Annotated in this window: 19 protein-coding genes, 1 tRNA gene and 1 riboswitch; of the genes, 2 read left to right on the top strand and 18 right to left on the bottom strand. The window is 42.4% G+C overall.

What is annotated here, in order from left to right; genetic code table 11:
* Positions 1 to 20 precede the first annotated feature (20 nt).
* Positions 21 to 1,124 (top strand): tyrosine-type recombinase/integrase, encoded by a 1,104-nt coding sequence (locus tag MKX62_RS16155; RefSeq protein WP_340741845.1) that lies wholly within the window; start codon positions 21 to 23, stop codon positions 1,122 to 1,124.
* A gap of 906 nt (positions 1,125 to 2,030) precedes the next feature.
* Here MKX62_RS16155 and MKX62_RS16150 read toward each other — a convergent pair.
* The 12 genes from MKX62_RS16150 to MKX62_RS16095 all read right to left on the bottom strand — a co-directional run bounded on the left by MKX62_RS16150 (position 2,031) and on the right by MKX62_RS16095 (position 10,136).
* Entirely contained in the window at positions 2,031 to 2,180 is a 150-nt protein-coding gene (locus MKX62_RS16150; protein WP_197485383.1) for a hypothetical protein, read from the bottom strand.
* A gap of 205 nt (positions 2,181 to 2,385) precedes the next feature.
* A tRNA-Arg gene (locus MKX62_RS16145) sits at positions 2,386 to 2,459 on the bottom strand.
* Between the two features lie 77 nt (positions 2,460 to 2,536).
* Positions 2,537 to 3,031, bottom strand: coding sequence for a metallophosphoesterase (locus tag MKX62_RS16140; protein ID WP_187047347.1), 495 nt, complete (start codon positions 3,029 to 3,031; stop codon positions 2,537 to 2,539).
* The gene (locus MKX62_RS16135) at positions 3,028 to 3,642 is read right to left on the bottom strand and encodes an XTP/dITP diphosphatase (protein ID WP_067207875.1); all 615 of its coding nucleotides are present in this window, start codon (positions 3,640 to 3,642) and stop codon (positions 3,028 to 3,030) included. The genes MKX62_RS16140 and MKX62_RS16135 overlap by 4 nt, the downstream gene beginning before the upstream one ends.
* Complete coding sequence (rph, locus tag MKX62_RS16130) at positions 3,639 to 4,397, bottom strand: ribonuclease PH (RefSeq protein WP_067207874.1); 759 nt, start codon at positions 4,395 to 4,397, stop codon at positions 3,639 to 3,641. The genes MKX62_RS16135 and rph overlap by 4 nt, the downstream gene beginning before the upstream one ends.
* A 100-nt stretch (positions 4,398 to 4,497) precedes the next feature.
* Positions 4,498 to 5,292 carry a glutamate racemase gene (gene racE / locus MKX62_RS16125; RefSeq protein ID WP_067207871.1) on the bottom strand — a complete coding sequence of 265 codons (795 nt, stop codon included), beginning with the start codon at positions 5,290 to 5,292 and terminating at the stop codon, positions 4,498 to 4,500.
* Between the two features lie 9 nt (positions 5,293 to 5,301).
* Entirely contained in the window at positions 5,302 to 5,757 is a 456-nt protein-coding gene (locus MKX62_RS16120) for a MarR family winged helix-turn-helix transcriptional regulator (RefSeq protein ID WP_067207869.1), read from the bottom strand.
* A gap of 204 nt (positions 5,758 to 5,961) precedes the next feature.
* Positions 5,962 to 6,186: a helix-turn-helix domain-containing protein gene (locus MKX62_RS16115; RefSeq protein WP_067207867.1), complete on the bottom strand. Its 225-nt coding sequence runs from the start codon at positions 6,184 to 6,186 to the stop codon at positions 5,962 to 5,964.
* A 72-nt stretch (positions 6,187 to 6,258) separates the two neighbouring features.
* Positions 6,259 to 6,702, bottom strand: a complete 444-nt coding sequence (locus MKX62_RS16110; protein WP_067207864.1) for an acyl-CoA thioesterase — start codon at positions 6,700 to 6,702, stop codon at positions 6,259 to 6,261.
* A gap of 138 nt (positions 6,703 to 6,840) precedes the next feature.
* Positions 6,841 to 7,647 carry a succinate dehydrogenase iron-sulfur subunit gene (sdhB, locus tag MKX62_RS16105; protein WP_338652857.1) on the bottom strand — a complete coding sequence of 269 codons (807 nt, stop codon included), beginning with the start codon at positions 7,645 to 7,647 and terminating at the stop codon, positions 6,841 to 6,843.
* A gap of 5 nt (positions 7,648 to 7,652) precedes the next feature.
* A complete protein-coding gene (sdhA, locus tag MKX62_RS16100; protein ID WP_067207858.1) occupies positions 7,653 to 9,407 on the bottom strand; it encodes a succinate dehydrogenase flavoprotein subunit in 1,755 nt (584 codons plus the stop codon).
* 120 nt (positions 9,408 to 9,527) lie between these two features.
* The gene (locus tag MKX62_RS16095) at positions 9,528 to 10,136 is read right to left on the bottom strand and encodes a succinate dehydrogenase cytochrome b558 subunit (protein ID WP_187047345.1); all 609 of its coding nucleotides are present in this window, start codon (positions 10,134 to 10,136) and stop codon (positions 9,528 to 9,530) included.
* 237 nt (positions 10,137 to 10,373) lie between these two features.
* Between MKX62_RS16095 and MKX62_RS16090 the strand changes: the two genes are divergently transcribed.
* Positions 10,374 to 10,790: a YslB family protein gene (locus tag MKX62_RS16090; RefSeq protein ID WP_340741844.1), complete on the top strand. Its 417-nt coding sequence runs from the start codon at positions 10,374 to 10,376 to the stop codon at positions 10,788 to 10,790.
* A gap of 510 nt (positions 10,791 to 11,300) precedes the next feature.
* Here MKX62_RS16090 and MKX62_RS16085 read toward each other — a convergent pair.
* The 6 genes from MKX62_RS16085 to MKX62_RS16060 form a co-directional block, all read right to left on the bottom strand.
* Positions 11,301 to 12,518, bottom strand: coding sequence for an aspartate kinase (locus MKX62_RS16085; RefSeq protein WP_340741843.1), 1,218 nt, complete (start codon positions 12,516 to 12,518; stop codon positions 11,301 to 11,303).
* 91 nt (positions 12,519 to 12,609) lie between these two features.
* Positions 12,610 to 12,789, bottom strand: a riboswitch (Lysine riboswitch).
* Between the two features lie 49 nt (positions 12,790 to 12,838).
* Positions 12,839 to 14,632 (bottom strand): excinuclease ABC subunit UvrC, encoded by a 1,794-nt coding sequence (uvrC, locus tag MKX62_RS16080; RefSeq protein WP_340741842.1) that lies wholly within the window; start codon positions 14,630 to 14,632, stop codon positions 12,839 to 12,841.
* Between the two features lie 146 nt (positions 14,633 to 14,778).
* Positions 14,779 to 15,093, bottom strand: a complete 315-nt coding sequence (gene trxA / locus MKX62_RS16075) for a thioredoxin (protein ID WP_067207845.1) — start codon at positions 15,091 to 15,093, stop codon at positions 14,779 to 14,781.
* Between the two features lie 125 nt (positions 15,094 to 15,218).
* The gene (locus MKX62_RS16070) at positions 15,219 to 16,193 is read right to left on the bottom strand and encodes an electron transfer flavoprotein subunit alpha/FixB family protein (protein ID WP_187047342.1); all 975 of its coding nucleotides are present in this window, start codon (positions 16,191 to 16,193) and stop codon (positions 15,219 to 15,221) included.
* 32 nt (positions 16,194 to 16,225) lie between these two features.
* Positions 16,226 to 16,999, bottom strand: coding sequence for an electron transfer flavoprotein subunit beta/FixA family protein (locus MKX62_RS16065; protein ID WP_187047341.1), 774 nt, complete (start codon positions 16,997 to 16,999; stop codon positions 16,226 to 16,228).
* Between the two features lie 25 nt (positions 17,000 to 17,024).
* Positions 17,025 to 17,798 (bottom strand): enoyl-CoA hydratase, encoded by a 774-nt coding sequence (locus MKX62_RS16060; RefSeq protein WP_067213902.1) that lies wholly within the window; start codon positions 17,796 to 17,798, stop codon positions 17,025 to 17,027.
* Between the last annotated feature and the right edge of the window lie 57 nt (positions 17,799 to 17,855).

The raw sequence follows: 17,855 nt of genomic DNA, 5'->3' as shown, positions 1-17,855 counted from the left end.
TAGAATTGAGGTAAATTTAAATGGCAAAGTTCCTTCAGAGGGGAAAGACGTGGCAATACACCATAAGCCGATACACAGACGGCAAATATGATCCTATTCGAAAAGGAGGATTCCGCACGAAAGGAGAGGCGAAAATAAACGCCGATATAATCGAAGGTGAAATGGCGCAAGGTATATCCCCTATTTTGTCAAAAGACATTTTTGCGGATTACTTCTTCGAGTGGGTAAAGGATATGAAGTCAACAAAAGAAGAAGTGACATATGTGCGCTATCTGAACACGTTCCAAACCATAAGAGAATTACTTGGCAGGACTACTCTCCAAGCTATGACTAAACGACAGTATCAACGCTTTTTGAATGATTATGGAGAAACACGCGCATATGAAACTATAAGGAAATTAAATACGCATATACGGGCCTGTGTGAGGGATGCTGTGGACGATGGAAGGATACGAGTAGACTTTACCAGAGGTGTGGAATTCAACACAAAAATTGTTTCTAAAAGACCTGAAGAACGTCATCTAAATTATGAAGAGAGCGTAGCATTGATAGCTGAGTTGAAGGATCGGCTAGAAAAAAGTTTGGGATATTATCTGTTATTACTTGCGGTAGTTTCGGGTTTGAGATTTGGAGAACTATGCGGACTAAAAAGAAGCGATTTCGACTTTAAAAAGAATATCATAAAAGTAAGACAAGCTTGGGACTATAAAAAAGGGACTGGATTCGCCTCCCTCAAAAATCCCCAATCGAAAAGAAATGTTGCTATCGATAAAGTAACGATGGATATATTTAGAGACTTGTTTTCCAAATTACCAACCAATATTTACGAAACTTTATTTTTTAACACCCAATCGAGTAAAGGAACTTTAACAAATGAAGCAACCAACAAACTGCTTCGTAATACTTTAAAGAAATTAGAGATACAACCAATATCAATTCACGGATTGCGACATACACATATTTCGGTTCTATTATACAAAGGTGTATCCATTCAGTTTATATCTGAAAGAGCAGGCCATAAAGATATAGAGACTACGTTGAAATATTATTCACATGTATTAAAAGAAATGCGAATAGAGGAAGAGGAGAAATCAGTTAGAATAATGACTGCTATGCATGCGTAATTACATATTAAATGTGTTGCATTTGTGTTGTGTTCATTCGTTTCCAAACGTTTTCAGACGTATACTCAAAAAACAAAAAACGACTACAAACGCTGTTTTATCAACGTTTGTAGTCGTTTTTTCATTTCTAATCGTATTCAATTTTCACTGAAATATGTCCCAGGAGGGATTCGAACCCCCCCACCCGAAATCTTAGTAGGCCGTTGCTCTACCCAGCTGAGCTACTAAGACAACACAGTCATACCAACAATTTGAGACGTTTTTAAACTCTAATAGGGATTCGGTCAATTTACTTTTTCAGACCGTAACTACCTTTGAACCAATGATAACCTTATACAAGCCTATTGCAAAGCCCAGTTCGTTTCGTTAGCAATTTCAATTCACATGGGTGTATGAGGTCACTTATATATAGAAAGTTACCCTTCCTATATATCGGAAACTATGCCCCTCTATTTCCACAATAAGCTCTTTTTTCGCTTATAAGGAGAAAACAATGAAAGCAAGTCAACATCAAAAGATAGGAACGCTCACAGGATATTCTCAGATGGTATTATCTGTTTTGGCAATACATATAAAAAACGAGATAAACACTTGGTTACCTCGCATTCTCTTGCTTCTCAACCGCCTGAACTTGTTCTATACGCTCTTTTAAACTCACCTGAGCAACATACATATATATATACATTTGCCTTCGTAGGAGCGCTCATAAATCTATTCTCTGACCTCGCATTTGCCCAATATCAATGTTCTACCTGCTCATGTAAAAGAATGATTTTACTTTAATCCTCTTTACATAATCAAATTGTAATATATTAAATACTTAAACAAGTGTTATACCGTCACTAATTCTAAAATAGCCTTTTGCCATTGGTCTATTTTTGATAATTTTGAAGATATATCTTCCTTTTATTTATCTGTTTGTTCTTGCTTCTTTTTCAAATACTCCGCACGTATTTTTTCAAGTTGCTGCTTTTTATCAAATTTGGCAGGTATGTTTTTTTCATGATACTTTGTCACAGCTGCCTGACCTTTGGTGTCCAATTGATATTTTCCCACTTTGTTCACCTACTTTTCTTGTTTTTAAAGAGAATCTATTCAACAAATATAATATACTTTATTTTCGGAAGATAATTTCGTGTCTTATTACACGTAAAATACTAGGGTACAAAAAAAGGATTCTGCACCAGTGACCGAAGCCCTGACCGAATCCCTAATCTGTCTCAAACCCTATCACATCAAGGCTTGAACTGCGCTTTTTTAATGTCCCAGGAGGGATTCGAACCCCCGACCGACGCCTTAGAAGGGCGTTGCTCTATCCAGCTGAGCTACTGAGACGTGCGTTTCAAACTTTCATTCATTCCCTAAGGACAATACTTAGTATATATTGCATTAGGAATAAAGTCAACGCTTTTTTAAATCTTTTTTATTTCTATAAAATCTACTATTTCCGATGCCATATTCTTGAATGTAACGCGCACTGTTTCATCCCATTCTACAACAGCATAAGTCGCATCTTTCCCGCCCCGCGGCTGCATTGTGCTGCCTGGATTCAAGAACAGTATTCCGTCTTTCATCTCAGCACCATACAAATGCGAATGGCCAAATAGAACGATATCTGCTCCAGATTCTTTTGCATAATAATAAAGCCCCATCAACGATTGTTTCACATCATGCTCATGACCATGTACAGCTAAAACTGTCTTCCCCTCTACCTTGACCGCAACAGATGCGGGAAACCTAGCATCCCTGTCACAGTTTCCACGGACTCTATGCATTGTCTGTAAAACTGAATCATCGAATGACAGCTCACTATCACCGCAATGGAAAGTCGCGTCCGCAGAAAGTGCAGAAACGGCTTTCACCGTTTCCTTATCTCCATGCGAATCACTCATAACAACAATCTTCATTCTGAATCACCTGCCACTGTCATATATTGAGGTAATTTGAATTTCAACTGAGCTAAAGCTGCTCCCCTGTGTGAAATCTCATTTTTCTCTTCAGGTGACAATTCCGCCATCATTCGATTCTTTTCAGGCACGAAGAAGACTGGATCATAGCCGAAGCCGTTCTTTCCTTGACGTTCATGGTGAATCAGACCTTCACAGCTACCCGAAAACGTTTCTGTAACCAAACCAGGACCAGCCACTGCTAGCACGCAGCGGAATCGAGCGGTACGACCATCCACAGGCGTCGTTTCTAGCTCCTGTAGTACTTTGTCGATATTTGCATCATCATTCTTCTCGAGACCCGCATAACGCGCGGAGTAGACGCCTGGCGCGCCGCCAAGCGCATCGATTTCAAGTCCACTATCATCTGCAATAACGATTTTGCCAAGCAAGCGTGCGACCGTCTCTGCTTTCAGAATCGCATTCGCCTCAAATGTGTCGCCCGTTTCTTCTACATCGATATCTCCTTCGATATCATTTAACGTAAGAACTTTTACTCCCAGTGGCTTAAACAACGCTTCAAAGTCTTTTGCCTTGCCCACATTATTCGTGGCTATCAATACTTCCTTCATGATTCACCTTGTTCTTTCGGTTTGATCAACTGCGCAACAAGTCCAAGTGCTTCTTTTTGCACTTCAACTAGTTGGTTAATTCCTACTTCTGCAAGCTCCACAAGACCGTTCATCTCAACGCGCGTAAATGTCGATTCTTCGCCTGTCCCCTGAAGTTCGACGAAAGCGCCGGCACCAGTCATAACAACATTCATATCGACAGCAGCCGACGAATCCTCGATGTAGTCAAGATCCAGAATGAGTTCACCCTCAACCGTCTTCCCTACACTCGTTGCAGCAAGGAAATCAGTTATCGGGAATTTAGCTAATCCTTTTTCGATGTGTAGTTTCGAGATTGCCATTGCTGTTGCGACGAACGCACCCGTAATCGACGCTGTACGCGTACCACCATCTGCCTGGATAACGTCACAGTCCACCCAGATAGTTCGTTCACCAAGCGTCTCCAAATCGATGACAGCGCGCAGTGCACGGCCTATCAAGCGCTGTATTTCCATCGTACGTCCGCTAACCTTACCTTTTGAAGCTTCACGTTGCGTTCTTTGTCCAGTAGCGCGTGGCAACATAGAATATTCCGCTGTTATCCAGCCTTTTCCGCTATTACGTAAAAAATGTGGAACCCGTTCTTCTATAGAAGCTGTACAAATCACCTTCGTATTTCCGACCGTAATAAGAACTGAGCCTTCGGGGTGAATTAAATAATCTGTTTCAATTGTTACCGGCCTAATCATGTCGGCCATTCTTCCATCATGTCTCATATCGTGTACCCTCCATCATTCAGATTGCGCATTCATCTTATCATAACTCATTTCATATACGCAAAAACCCGGATGTCCAAATCTGGACATTCCGGGTTTCTTACAATTCAATATAGCTTACATTAGGCTTTTCAATCGACAACCAGTCTTCAACAATGCCTTGAAAAGTTTCTGACTCCCCTGTTGTATAAAAAACAGGTGCCACTACGCTGTCAGCAATGCGCTCAATGCCTTTAGAAAGTAGAATACGTTCAACATCACACACTGTTTCTACCGCGGATGAAATAATTTTTACATTATTCGGAAGGGAGGTTGTAATATGTTGCTGCAATAATGGATAATGTGTACACCCCAATATCGCCGCATCAAAATCTTTCCCCTCAAGTTCACGGAGTGTACGGTCAACAATGATACCTGCATTATCTGACTTATACTGACCACTTTCGACAATTGGAACAAATTCAGGACACGCAAGTGAGTAAACCATCGCATTCGGTGAAAGAACATGGATTGCATCATTATAAGCGCCACTTTTAATCGTTCCAGCAGTCCCAAGCACAGCAATTTTTCCCGCCACGGACGCATTAACTGCAGCCCGTGCACCTGGCACGATAACGCCGATGACAGGAAATGAAAATCGTGCTCGGATATCATCGAGTGCAACAGCCGTAGCCGTATTGCAAGCAATGACAAGCATTTTTATACCCATTTCGGAAAGTGCTGATGCCATCTCCATTGTAAACTCCCGGACTTCGTCAATCGGCCGGGGCCCATATGGACAACGAGCATCATCCCCTATATAGACAATGGGTTCATGTGGTAGTCGATTGAGCATCTCTTTAACCACGGTTAGCCCGCCGACGCCCGAATCAATTACTCCAATTGGTGCTTCCACTAAAATCCCTCAATCCTTTTTCATCTCTTGATGTAGTTTACTCAGCAAATCTGAGAAGTCCTTCACTTGTTGTTCATCGAAGTCTACTAACACCGAATTCAAATAATGACGGCGTTTATCAATTACTTCTTCGATTACCCGTTCACCTTCGCTAAGAAGATGAATTCGGACAACACGGCGATCTTGATCATTGCGGACACGCTTCACAAGCGAGTTCTTTTCCATCCGATCGACCAAATCAGTCGTAGTACTGAATGCAAGGAACATCTTGTTCGACAAATCCCCAATCGTCATATCTCCATGTTCAAATAGCCACTGTAAAGCAACGAATTGAGGTGGAGTGATTGTATAATTACTAAGAATTCTACGGCCTTGTTGTTTGATGATTGCTGCAACATACCGTAATTCTTTCTCCATATGTGCAACTTCATCTGTATATTGAATTTTTGGTGGGTTATTTTCCATCAACTGAACCAGCTCCCTGAAAACAAATACTGTCTACCTATTGTCCCCCTTTTTTGCGCTTATGGCAATACCTAATAAATTGATGGTAAAAAACGTTAAAAAAAAGCTGTTTGAGAGCTGCATAATGCAGATCAAACAGCTACTGTTACAAGGCATCAATCACCTACACTCGGCTATGATCACCCTTCATCATTAACACCTGCTTCAACGCAATTGTAACTCTCCCAACCGTAACAATTCGATTACCGCTTGTGCTCTGCCGGAAACACCTAGCTTTTGAATTGTGTTCGAAATATGGTTGCGAACAGTCTTTTCGCTGATTCCGAGCCGCCCCGCAATATCTTTTGTCGTTTGATCTTCAACGAGCAGATTAAAAATTTCTCGCTCTCTTGCCGTAAGCAAAGAACGGTTTTTAGAGTCCTCTATCAAGACGCGCCCTCCTATCCACTTTCACTTTAAAATATGTGAAGAGGCGGCGAGCTGTGCCGGCTACATGGTGATTTAGTTAACAAAAAGTATTTTCTCCTCTTCAGACCACGCAACACCTTTGCCCGTCTGTCTGCCAATCTGAACCATCGTACCTCGTCCTGTGAAGACGATATCATCTTTACTGTTCTTCGCCATATAGTGAATATCAACAGAACTGTTACCAACTGCGGCAGCTTTAACGAATATTTCCAACTTTTCATCAAAAAAGACTTGCTTCAAAAAATCACATTGCAAATCAGCAACGACCGGAAAATTTTCACCCTTTGGATCAAGCCAATTATTCATAAGCCTAATCTCTTTTAAGAACTCAATCCTCGCATGCTCAAAATAAATAAATGGGACCGTGTTGTTCAAATGACCATACATGTCCGTCTCAGAAAAACGAACGGATATAGGTACAGAAAACTTGAATTCCGATTCCCATGTCGACAACTCTTTTATGTACACTGCTTTCACTCACCAAACATCTCCTCTTCTAAAATGAATACCCATTCATCTATTCTATCAAATACTCCCTAATAAATGAAGGTGCTAAACAAAAATAGAAAAAAGCCCCGCCAAGGCATAATGCCGTAGCGAGGCTAGGGACTGAAATCAGTCCACCATATGGTCACTTCCGAAGAAGTTTTTGAACATTTGTACGTTCGTTGCACGGTTCATTGCTGCAATCGAAGTAGTCAAAGGAATTCCTTTTGGACATGCAACTACACAGTTTTGTGAGTTACCACATTCGCCAATTCCACCGTCTGTCATAATCGTCGCCAGACGTTCGTCTTTGTTCATTGCACCAGTTGGATGCGAGTTGAACAGCCGTACTTGTGATAGCAATGCAGGTCCCATGAAGTTCGTATTGTCGTTAACGTTCGGGCATGCCTCAAGACATACACCGCACGTCATACATTTTGAAAGTTCATATGCCCATTGGCGTTTACGCTCAGGCATACGAGGTCCTTCACCAAGGTCATACGTGCCGTCAATCGGAACCCATGCCTTAATTTTTTTCAACGAATCAAACATGAATTCTCTGTCAACAATCAAGTCGCGAACGACTGGGAATGTCTTCATTGGTTCAAGTTTAATCGGCTGTGTAAACTGATCTACAAGTGCCGTACAAGATTGGCGTGGACGTCCGTTGATAACCATTGAACATGCCCCACAAACCTCTTCCAAACAGCTCATTTCCCAGTTAACTGGTGTTGTTTGCTTACCTTCTGCGTTGACCGGGTTACGACGAATTTCCATTAAAGCAGAAATGACGTTCATATTCGGTCTATATTCTAATTCAAAACTTTCCCAATAAGGTTGTGATTCAGCAGTATCCTGACGTCGAATTTCAAAACGAACCGTTTTCTGTGACGTCTGCTGTTCACGTTCTTGTACTGCCGTATTGTTCTCGCTCATTTAGGTCAATCTCCTTTCTTCGCGGAGTAATCGCGTGTACGTGGTGGAATCAAGGAAACATCTACTTCTTCATAATGGAAGATTGGTGCAGAATGTCCATCGAATTTCGCCATCGTCGTTTTCAAGAAGTTCTCATCATCACGATTCGGGAAGTCCGGTTTGTAATGGGCTCCACGGCTTTCATTACGGTTAAGTGCACCAAGAGTGATAACACGAGCCAAGTATAGCATGTTTTTCAGTTGGCGCGTAAATGTTGCACCTTGGTTAGACCATAGTTGTGTATCCGTAATGTTGATGTTTTCATAACGCTCAAGAAGCTCAACGATTTTATCGTCTGTCGCTTGTAGTCTGTCATTGTAACGAACTACTGTTACGTTATCAGTCATCCACTCGCCGAGTTCTTTATGAAGAACATAAGCGTTTTCAGTACCGTTCATTTTAAGCGTATCATCCCACTTCTGCTGCTCTTCTTTCACTGCTGCGTCGAAGATTGTAGAAGGAAGGTCCACTACAGAACGTTTCAAACCTTTCATGTAATGAATAGCGTTCGGTCCTGCGACCATACCGCCGTAAATTGCTGAAAGGAGTGAGTTTGCGCCAAGACGGTTTGCACCGTGCTGTGAATAATCACATTCCCCCGCCGCGAATAGACCTGGAATACTTGTTTGCTGATTATAGTCAACCCATAGTCCGCCCATTGAATAGTGGACAGCCGGGAAGATTTTCATCGGTAATTTACGTGGATCGTCGCCTGTGAATTTCTCATAGATTTCGATGATTCCACCAAGCTTAATATCAAGCTCTTTTGGATCCTTATGGGAAAGGTCCAGATACACCATGTTTTCACCGTTGATACCAAGTTTTTGGTTAACACAAACGTCAAATATTTCACGTGTTGCGATATCACGCGGTACTAGGTTACCGTAATCCGGATACTTTTCTTCAAGGAAGTACCAAGGCTTGCCGTCTTTATAAGTCCAGACACGTCCACCTTCACCACGTGCCGATTCACTCATAAGACGCAGTTTATCGTCTCCTGGAATTGCTGTTGGGTGAATTTGGATAAATTCACCATTCGCGTAGTGTGCACCTTGCTGATAAACGATAGAAGCTGCAGAACCTGTATTGATGACAGAGTTTGTCGTTTTCCCGAAAATGATTCCAGGTCCACCTGTTGCCATAATGACTGCATCACCTTTAAAGGCTTGAATCTCCATCGTTTTCATGTTTTGCGCTTTAATACCGCGACAAACGCCTTCTTCATCAAGAATAACACCAAGGAATTCCCAGTGTTCGTATTTCGTCACAAGTCCAGCAACTTCATGACTTCGAACTTGCTCGTCTAATGCGTAAAGGAGCTGCTGTCCTGTCGTCGCACCAGCGAAAGCCGTACGGTGATGCATTGTACCTCCGAAACGTCGGAAATCCAACAATCCTTCTGGCGTACGGTTGAACATAACGCCCATCCGGTCCAATAGACTGATGATTCCTGGTGCTGCATCCGTCATTGCCTTAACTGGTGGTTGATTCGCAAGGAAGTCTCCGCCGTATACAGAGTCATCGAAATGAATGTCAGGTGAGTCGCCTTCCCCTTTTGTATTTACTGCACCATTAATGCCGCCTTGTGCACATACAGAGTGGGAACGTTTAACCGGAACAATGGAGAACAAGTCAACCGGCGTACCTTCTTCAGCGGCTTTGATAGTTGCCATCAGGCCGGCTAGTCCACCGCCGACGACAATCAATCTGCTTTTTGCCATTATTGTTTCACTCCTCAAATTATAGGTGATCTCGTAGTCATTTAGTTAAGTTGTTATTCAATTACGCCTCGGCGTAATTGCGTCCAAATTTGAATCAGCAGGGATTTCTGCTGATTCAAATTAAACAAATGCAAGTAGTGCTTGTATACCGATTACAGAAAGCACTAGGAATATTGCCATTGAGATATACGTAACGATGGTTTGTGAACGTGGAGATTGTGTAATTCCCCAGCTTACTAGGAATGACCAAACGCCGTTCGCCAAGTGGAATGTAGCTGCAAGGACACCTGCAATGTAGAACGCAAGCATGAATGGACTCGATAAGATGTCAGCCATCATATCGTAGTCCACATCAGCTCCCAATGCTTTTTGAACTCTTGTTTGGAAGATGTGCCATGCGATGAACACGACTAGGAATACTCCCGTAATTCGTTGTAGCATAAACATCCAGTTTCGGAAAGTCCCGTAACGCTTTACGTTATTTTTCGCTGTGAAAGCTATGTACACACCATAGAACGCATGGAACATAAGTGGGATGTAGATGATGAACCATTCAAGAAACAATACGAACGGTAAGTTACCCATGAAATTGGATGCAGTGTTGAATGCCTCTGGGCCGCGTGTGGCAAAATGGTTAATCACTAAGTGTTGGGCAACAAAAAGCCCCACTGGAATGATTCCGAGCAGTGAATGAAGACGACGCAAATAAAAATCTGATTCTCTCGACAAGTCTTTTACCCTCCTTTATTAACTGAGTCCTTCAGTGCGCCTCTGTCATCATTTCGACATGAAGCGACCGTTGACGACGTACCTCTTCGTGGTACAATATTATGACATAACCATTGTACTCCTCAGTTTTGAAGAGGTCAAGACGATGTGGGCTTTTCGACACGCCCGAATTTAATATATTATTATTCTCTTGGATTCACTAACGCTATCATTTAACCGAAAGGGTTGCATATTCGATTGGAAAATACTACATATGATTCACCAACCCGTTTTGGCTATGAAATTTTACGAGATCACGTGTTGCCAAGTATCCTCGGGAAACATGAAGATGAAATCCTCTATTGGGCCGGAAAAGAAGTAGCTCGAAAATTCCCGATTTTTGGTGTTGATGAACTTCCTGAGTTCTTTCAAGAAGCCGGATGGGGGCCCCTTCAACTCGAAAAGACGTTGAAAGACGAGGCTTTTTATTCTTTAAAAAATGATTTCGCTACAAATGCCCAAAACAGATCTTGCCAACTTGAAGCCGGTTTCATTGCACAACAGTACCAGAAATTTAGTGGATTGCTCACTGAGTGCTACGGAGAATTTAACGCAAAGGATGGTCTCATCCATTTCCAAGTCAAATGGGACTTAAAAACGAAAGTTGAGGCATGAAAAATAAGATGCATCCTTTAAATCGGGCGCATCTTCTTTTTCATACAACTAATATATATATGTTGAACTATTGATTCTATATGATCTCCAGCGAAGGCATCTCTATGCGCCGTGCGTTGTTCAGAGGTTTCTTTATGTCAACATATATAACTAAAAATAACCAGTAAATTACTGCTTATTTTCATGATGAAACACCCTATGTACAGTTTCCGTTGGGTTGCACCTCTCGCAGTTTTCTCGTTAATCGCATGAGGGGTTTTTGGGAACGAATGAATAAGCACTTTCCAATCCATAATAGAGCAGCCAAAGATGGAATTTTGGCTGCTGAATCCATCTATATAGCATTTCCTTTTTGATTTTAAGGAAGTGTCACTTTCTATATGGAATTGCACTGTAACTTGTATAGTCTTAACTAAAATTTACAAGGTAGGCTTTATTAAAAGTGATAGAGCGCCCTTTGTCTTCAGGCACTTGCAATAAAATGGTTAACAATAGACATAACAAATTATTTCAGTCGTTGTCTAACCCGAATTGTTTATGAAGCGCCGCTACCGCTATTTCCATATCCGATTCTGGAATAACTACGGATACCTTGATTTCAGACGTACTAACCATTTTCACAGGAACTGATGCACTACGGAGTATCTCAAACATTTGTGCAGCGACTCCTGGGTTGGATACCATTCCACTTCCAACGATTGAAACTTTCGCAAGACCCACTTCAAAGTCGGCTCTGTTGTAACCAAGGGCTTCTTTTTCTGTCTCCAAAACATTAATAGCTTCTGCAAAATCCTCTTTCTTAATGGAAAATGACACAGACGGCTGTACGCCTTCCATAATTGTCTGGACGATAATATCGACGTTAACATGGTGATCCGCAAGTGCAGTGAATATATTCGCAAGCGAGCCATTGTATGGAACGTCATACATAACTGTAATCCGAATAATATCTCTTTCAAAGGCGATGCCCCGAACAATTAAATTGTTTTCCAAATCAATTTCCTCCTTGATAATCGTTCCTTCACCTTCCATATGTGCAGGTCTGACCCGAAGCGGCATTTGATGGTTCTTGGCAAACTCCACCGCTCTTGGGTGAAGTACTCCTGCGCCTAAATTCGCGATTTCAAGCATTTCATCATATGATATTTCCTCAAGTTTCTTCGCTTGTCCAATTAATCTTGGATCTGTCGTAAATACCCCTTCAACGTCTGTGTAAATATCACAGATAGCTGCATCTATTGCAATCGCAATCGCCACAGCACTTGTATCAGATCCCCCGCGACCAAGTGTTGTCAACTCACCCGAGCTGTCAGCACCTTGAAAGCCGGTTATCACTGCAACAGCACCCGATTCAAGCGTCGATACAACCTTATCTGCATGGACTTGCTCGATTCGCGCATTGCCGTGAACTGACTCTGTCGTTACACCCGCTTGCCACCCTGTATATGAGCGAGCCTCCAAACCTTGTGCCGCAATTGCCATCGCTAAAAGGGATGCTGTTACTTGCTCACCTGTCGCAAGTAGCATATCAAGTTCGCGGCGGCCCGCTTTCGGATTAACTTCCACGGCGAGCTTTAGAAGATCATCCGTTGTTTTCCCCATTGCAGAGACGATAACCGCAACTTGATTCCCCCGACTTACTTCATCTTGTACAAGCTTTGCAGCGCGTGCAATCCTCTCGGGGTTCGCAACTGATGTGCCACCAAATTTCATTACAATTCGTTCCATAATTATTCCCTCCAATTTCCCCCTGAACGCAAAAACGGCCCTCATAAGTATGAGAGCCGGTCCGATTGGAGCGCTCGCCGAAGAGCCGCCCCGTTCAGATAGCTCTCCAGGTATTTTTATACCTGACAGACTTCCATTTATTCAATGGAAATCCAGCAGGACAATCGTGACAGCCGATTGGTCCGCTTCGGCGAATACTCCTTTCAATCCCGTTCATCAGGCTGCCGCCTTCCGGAGATTTACTATTGGTATCCGCACCTCTATCTTCACTACATATGCAATTTTTTAGTGAAAAAACTCAGTGCGTTCACTCTATCACATTACTTCTTTTCTCGCAATGCCTCTTCACGGAAATACGTTTCCACTGATTCCGCAACCACCTTCGGCAAGCCCGCTTGTTGCAGCTCTTCAACGGATGCTTCACGAATCTTTTTCATAGATTCAAAGTGTTTAAGTAATAATGTTTTCCGTTTCGGTCCGACGCCTGGTAATCCATCGAGCGCTGATGTCAATGAATTAGTTTCGCGCCGTTGCCTGTGGAAAGTAATTGCAAACCTGTGCACCTCGTCTTGAATTCGCTGTAACAAGTAAAACGCTTCACTCGTTCTCTTTAGCGGGATCATTTCAATCGGATTGCCATAGAGAAGTTGCGCCGTCTGGTGTTTATCGTCCTTCGCAAGTCCAGCAATTGGAATCGACAAGTTCAACTCATCTTCAATGATTTCCCTGGCCGCTTCCATATGACCTTTACCACCATCTATAACGATAAGGTCAGGTAATGGCAAATCATCCTTTAGCACACGGATATAACGCCGCCTTACAACTTCACGCATCGCCGCATAGTCATCGTGTGCTGCCGCAGTTTTCGTCTTATACTTTCGGTAGTCTTTACGGTTCGGTTTCCCATCAAGGAATGACACCATCGCAGAGACGGCATCTGAACCGTACATATGTGAATTATCAAATGCTTCAATACGGTACGGTATGGTGATATTCATCGCCTTGCCAAGTTCTTCACATGCGCCAATTGTACGAAGTTCTTGTCGTTCAATAAGTTGGAACTTTTCTTTCAATGATATCTCAGCATTCTTGATGGCTAGATGGACGAGATCTTTCTTTTTACCGCGCTGCGGAATGAAGACGTTGACATCTAGAAGTTGACGGACGATTTCACTATCCATTCCCTGAGGCAACAGGATTTCTTTCGGGATTAAATGTTGGGACTTACCGTAAAACTGCCCGATGAACGTTAGCAGTTCTTCTTCCGGTTCTTGATAAACCGGGAATAGCGATACATCCCGTTCAATTAGCTTTCCCTGACGGACGAAAAAGACTTGAACACACATCCATCCATTGTCCACAGCAAATCCGAAGACATCACGATCAGTGAAATCACTCATCGTCATCGCCTGTTTTTCCATAATCGCTTCAATATTAACAATCTGATCGCGGTATTCTTTCGCGCGCTCAAACTCCAAATTCTCCGCAGCTACAGCCATTTTTTCCGTCAATTCTTTTTTCACACTTTTATAGCCGCCATTCAAAAAGCGGGTAATATCATCAACCATTTCCTTGTACGTTTCCAATTCCACTTCATTGACACAAGGGGCGAGGCACTGGCCAAGATGGTAATACAAACAGACCCGATCAGGCATCGTATGACATTTTCGATAAGGATAGAGCCGGTCAAGCAACTTTTTCGTTTCACCGGCGGCAAAAGCATGAGGATACGGACCGAAGTATTTCCCTTTGTCTTTTTTCACTTGTCTCGTAATGATTAGTTTCGGATGACGCTCTGCCGTTAATTTTAAGTATGGATAGGTCTTATCATCTTTTAACATGATATTATATTTCGGATCATACTGTTTGATAAGGTTCAACTCGAGGACAAGCGCTTCCAGATTGGTTGAAGTGACAATATATTCAAAGTCTATGATTTCTCCAACAAGTCGCTGTGTTTTAGCATCATGGCTACCCGTAAAATAACTACGAACCCGATTTTTCAACACTTTCGCTTTTCCCACATAAATGATTGTCCCTTGCCTATCTTTCATCAAATAACAGCCTGGCAACTCCGGTAATATGGCCAACTTTTCTGCGATTAACTCATTCATCTAATTCACCTACCAAAAAACCGGGTGCCAATGAAGGACCCGGTTATTCTATCAAATACATCTCGGCTATTTGCGACTGCCGCTTCGCTTTCATCGCAAAAAATATTTCGCCCAGATTTTGAACTTCTGCTAAATCAAGTTACTAATTAAGCGTGTTTTGCAATCAATTCAGCAAGTGCTTCTTTTGGTTTAAAGCCGACAACTTTGTCAACAATTTCTCCATCTTTGAAAAGAACCAAAGTAGGGATTGACATGATACCATATTTACCAGCTGTTTCTTGGTTGTCATCAACGTCAACTTTAACAATGTTCGCTTTACCTTCGATTTCGCCGTTTAGTTCTTCAAGAACTGGAGCGATCATTTTACAAGGTCCACACCAAGGTGCCCAAAAGTCAACAAGGACAAGTCCTTCTTTAATATTTTCGTCAAAATTCTGATCAGTCGCGTGAATAATAGCCATAATAAATTTTCCTCCTCTTAATAGATAACCTATGTCTGTATTATAGCATGCAGCTATATGACGGGCTAAATATATGCTTAGTTATTGAAAGAAGCTCCCCACTATTGAGGGAGCTTCACTTTAAATTAGTTTGTCTTAATTTTTTTAATTTCTTCAATCATCATCGGAATAACCTCGAAAAGGTCACCAACAATTCCATAGTCTGCTACTTTGAAAATATTCGCTTCTGAATCTTTATTGATTGCCACGATTACTTTCGAGTTAGACATTCCTGCCATATGTTGGATTGCCCCCGAAATACCTGCAGCAATGTACAAGTCCGGTGTAACAACTTTACCAGTTTGCCCGATTTGTAGAGAATAGTCACAGTAATCCGCGTCACACGCTCCACGAGATGCACCGATTGCTCCACCTAAAAGTGTCGCAAGTTCTTGCAATGGTTCGAAGCCTTCCGCACTTTTCACGCCACGGCCCCCTGCAACAACAACTTTCGCTTCTGAAAGATCGACACCCTCTGTCGATTTACGAATAACTTCTGAAATGATTGTACGAAGATTGGTAACATCAACAGATAGTGCAGCTACGTCGCCTGTTCTGCCTGCGTCGTGCTCTAAAGGCGCAATATTATTCGGACGTACTGTGATGAATAGAAGTCCGTCTTTGTTCTTCACTTTTTCAAATGCTTTACCAGAGAAGATTGGACGGATGAATACCGCAGCATCGCCCTCGCCTTCAATAGTAGTTACATCAGAGATTAAACCTGATGCTAGTTTACTAGCAATCTTAGGTGACAAATCTTTCCCTAAAGCTGTGTGACCGAACACAATAGCTTCTGGTTTCTCTTGTTCGTAAACCGCCATAAACGCTTGGCTGAATGCGTCAGAAGTATATAGTTTCAAATGTGGATGTTCCACAGTTACGACACGGTCTGCTCCGTAATGAATCATTTCTTCTGCAAGTGACTGAACAGCATCGCCGAGCAATACTCCGACAACCTCTCCGCCTCCCGAAATCTTTTTAGCAGCTGCAATCGCTTCGAATGAAACGTTACGCAAAGCTCCTTCTCGTGCTTCCCCAAGTACTACTACTTTTTTAGACATTTATAGTCCCTCCATTACAATTAAAAGTCTGATTAGATTACTTTAGCTTCATTTTTAAGCAGATTTACAAGTTCATTCACTTGATCAGAAATTTCGCCTTCAAGAATACGTCCAGCAGCTTTTTGCGGCGGAAGGTAAATTTCGATTGTTTGTGTTTTCGCTTCTACGTCATCTTCTTCTAGGTCAAGATCATCTAGTTCAAGCTTTTCAAGCGGCTTTTTCTTCGCTTTCATAATACCTGGAAGTGACGGGTAACGTGGTTCATTAAGACCTTGCTGAGCAGTCACTAGTAACGGCAGTGACGTTTCAATTGTTTCAGAATCCCCTTCAACATCACGAATGATTTTGACGGATGTACCGTTGATTTCAAGGTTCGTAATCGTCGTTACGTAGTTAATGCCTAGAAGTTCTGCCACACGTGGACCAACTTGTCCAGAACCGCCATCAATTGCAACGTTTCCTGCAAGAATCAAATCTACTTCTTTATCTTTCAAATACTCAGCAATAATTTTAGCAGATGTGAATTCATCCATTTCATCAAGGTCATCTTCAGTATCGATTAGAACCGCTTTGTCTGCACCCATTGCAAGCGCTGTGCGAAGTTGTTTTTCCGCGTCTTCTCCACCGATTGTAATGACAGTTACTTCGCCGTCATTTGCGTCGCGTACCTGGATAGCTTCTTCAATTGCATATTCATCATAAGGATTGATGATGAACTCCGCACCATCCTCAGAAATTTTACCGTTAGAAACCGTGATCTTTTCCTCTGTATCAAATGTCCGTTTTACTAGTACATAAATATTCATATTGCAGGCCTCCCTAACTTTTTAATTATTTCCCTTTAAATACAGGTACACGTTTTTCAAGGAATGCTTGGATTCCTTCTTTTGCATCCTCAGAAACGAAAACTTCACCGAATGAATCAGCTTCTGCTTTCACACCTTCATAATAAGAAGGATGCTTCGTAAATTGCAGCATCTCTAGTGCAGCTTTCACTGCGACAGGACCCTTCTTAGCAATCTTCTTAGCAAGCTCCATTGTTTTAGGCAGGAGTTCTTCATCTGTATAAGCATGATTGGCAAGTCCTAGACGGGCTGCTTCTATCCCACTGATTGGATCACTCGTTAATAACATCTCCGCTGCTTTCGGCATGCCGACGTAACGCGGAAGACGCTGTGACCCAGCAAAACCGGGGATTAGACCCAATTGCAATTCCGGCAAGCCCAGTTTCGCATTTTCAGTTACAATCCGCATGTGACAGGCCATCGCTAGTTCAAGCCCACCACCCAGTGCCGCGCCATGAATAGCGGCAATAACCGGTTTAGAGAAACGTTCAAGCCGTTCAAAAACTTCTTGTCCGCTTGCGGAAAGTTTTGAAAATTCTTCGCCTGAAGTGACAGATGTAAATTCTTTAATATCTGCTCCAGCCGAGAAAAACTTGCCTTCTCCGTGAAAGACAATGACTCGTACAGAATCGTCGTTCTCCACTTGATCAAGTAATGCATTCACTTCCAGTATGAGTGCGCGTGAAAGCGCATTCGCGGGTGGCCTGTTAATTGTCGCAACAGCTACCCCATCATCAATTGCTACTGTTAGAAACTCCATTTCATCCCCACTTTCCATCAATTACGCCTCGGCGTAATTGCGTCCAAATTTTGAATT

This window comes from Sporosarcina sp. FSL K6-5500 (assembly GCF_038005665.1).
Taxonomy (GTDB): domain Bacteria; phylum Bacillota; class Bacilli; order Bacillales_A; family Planococcaceae; genus Sporosarcina; species Sporosarcina psychrophila.
Note: the sequence above shows the minus strand (reverse complement) of the source record. Positions and strands in the feature narration are given on the sequence as shown.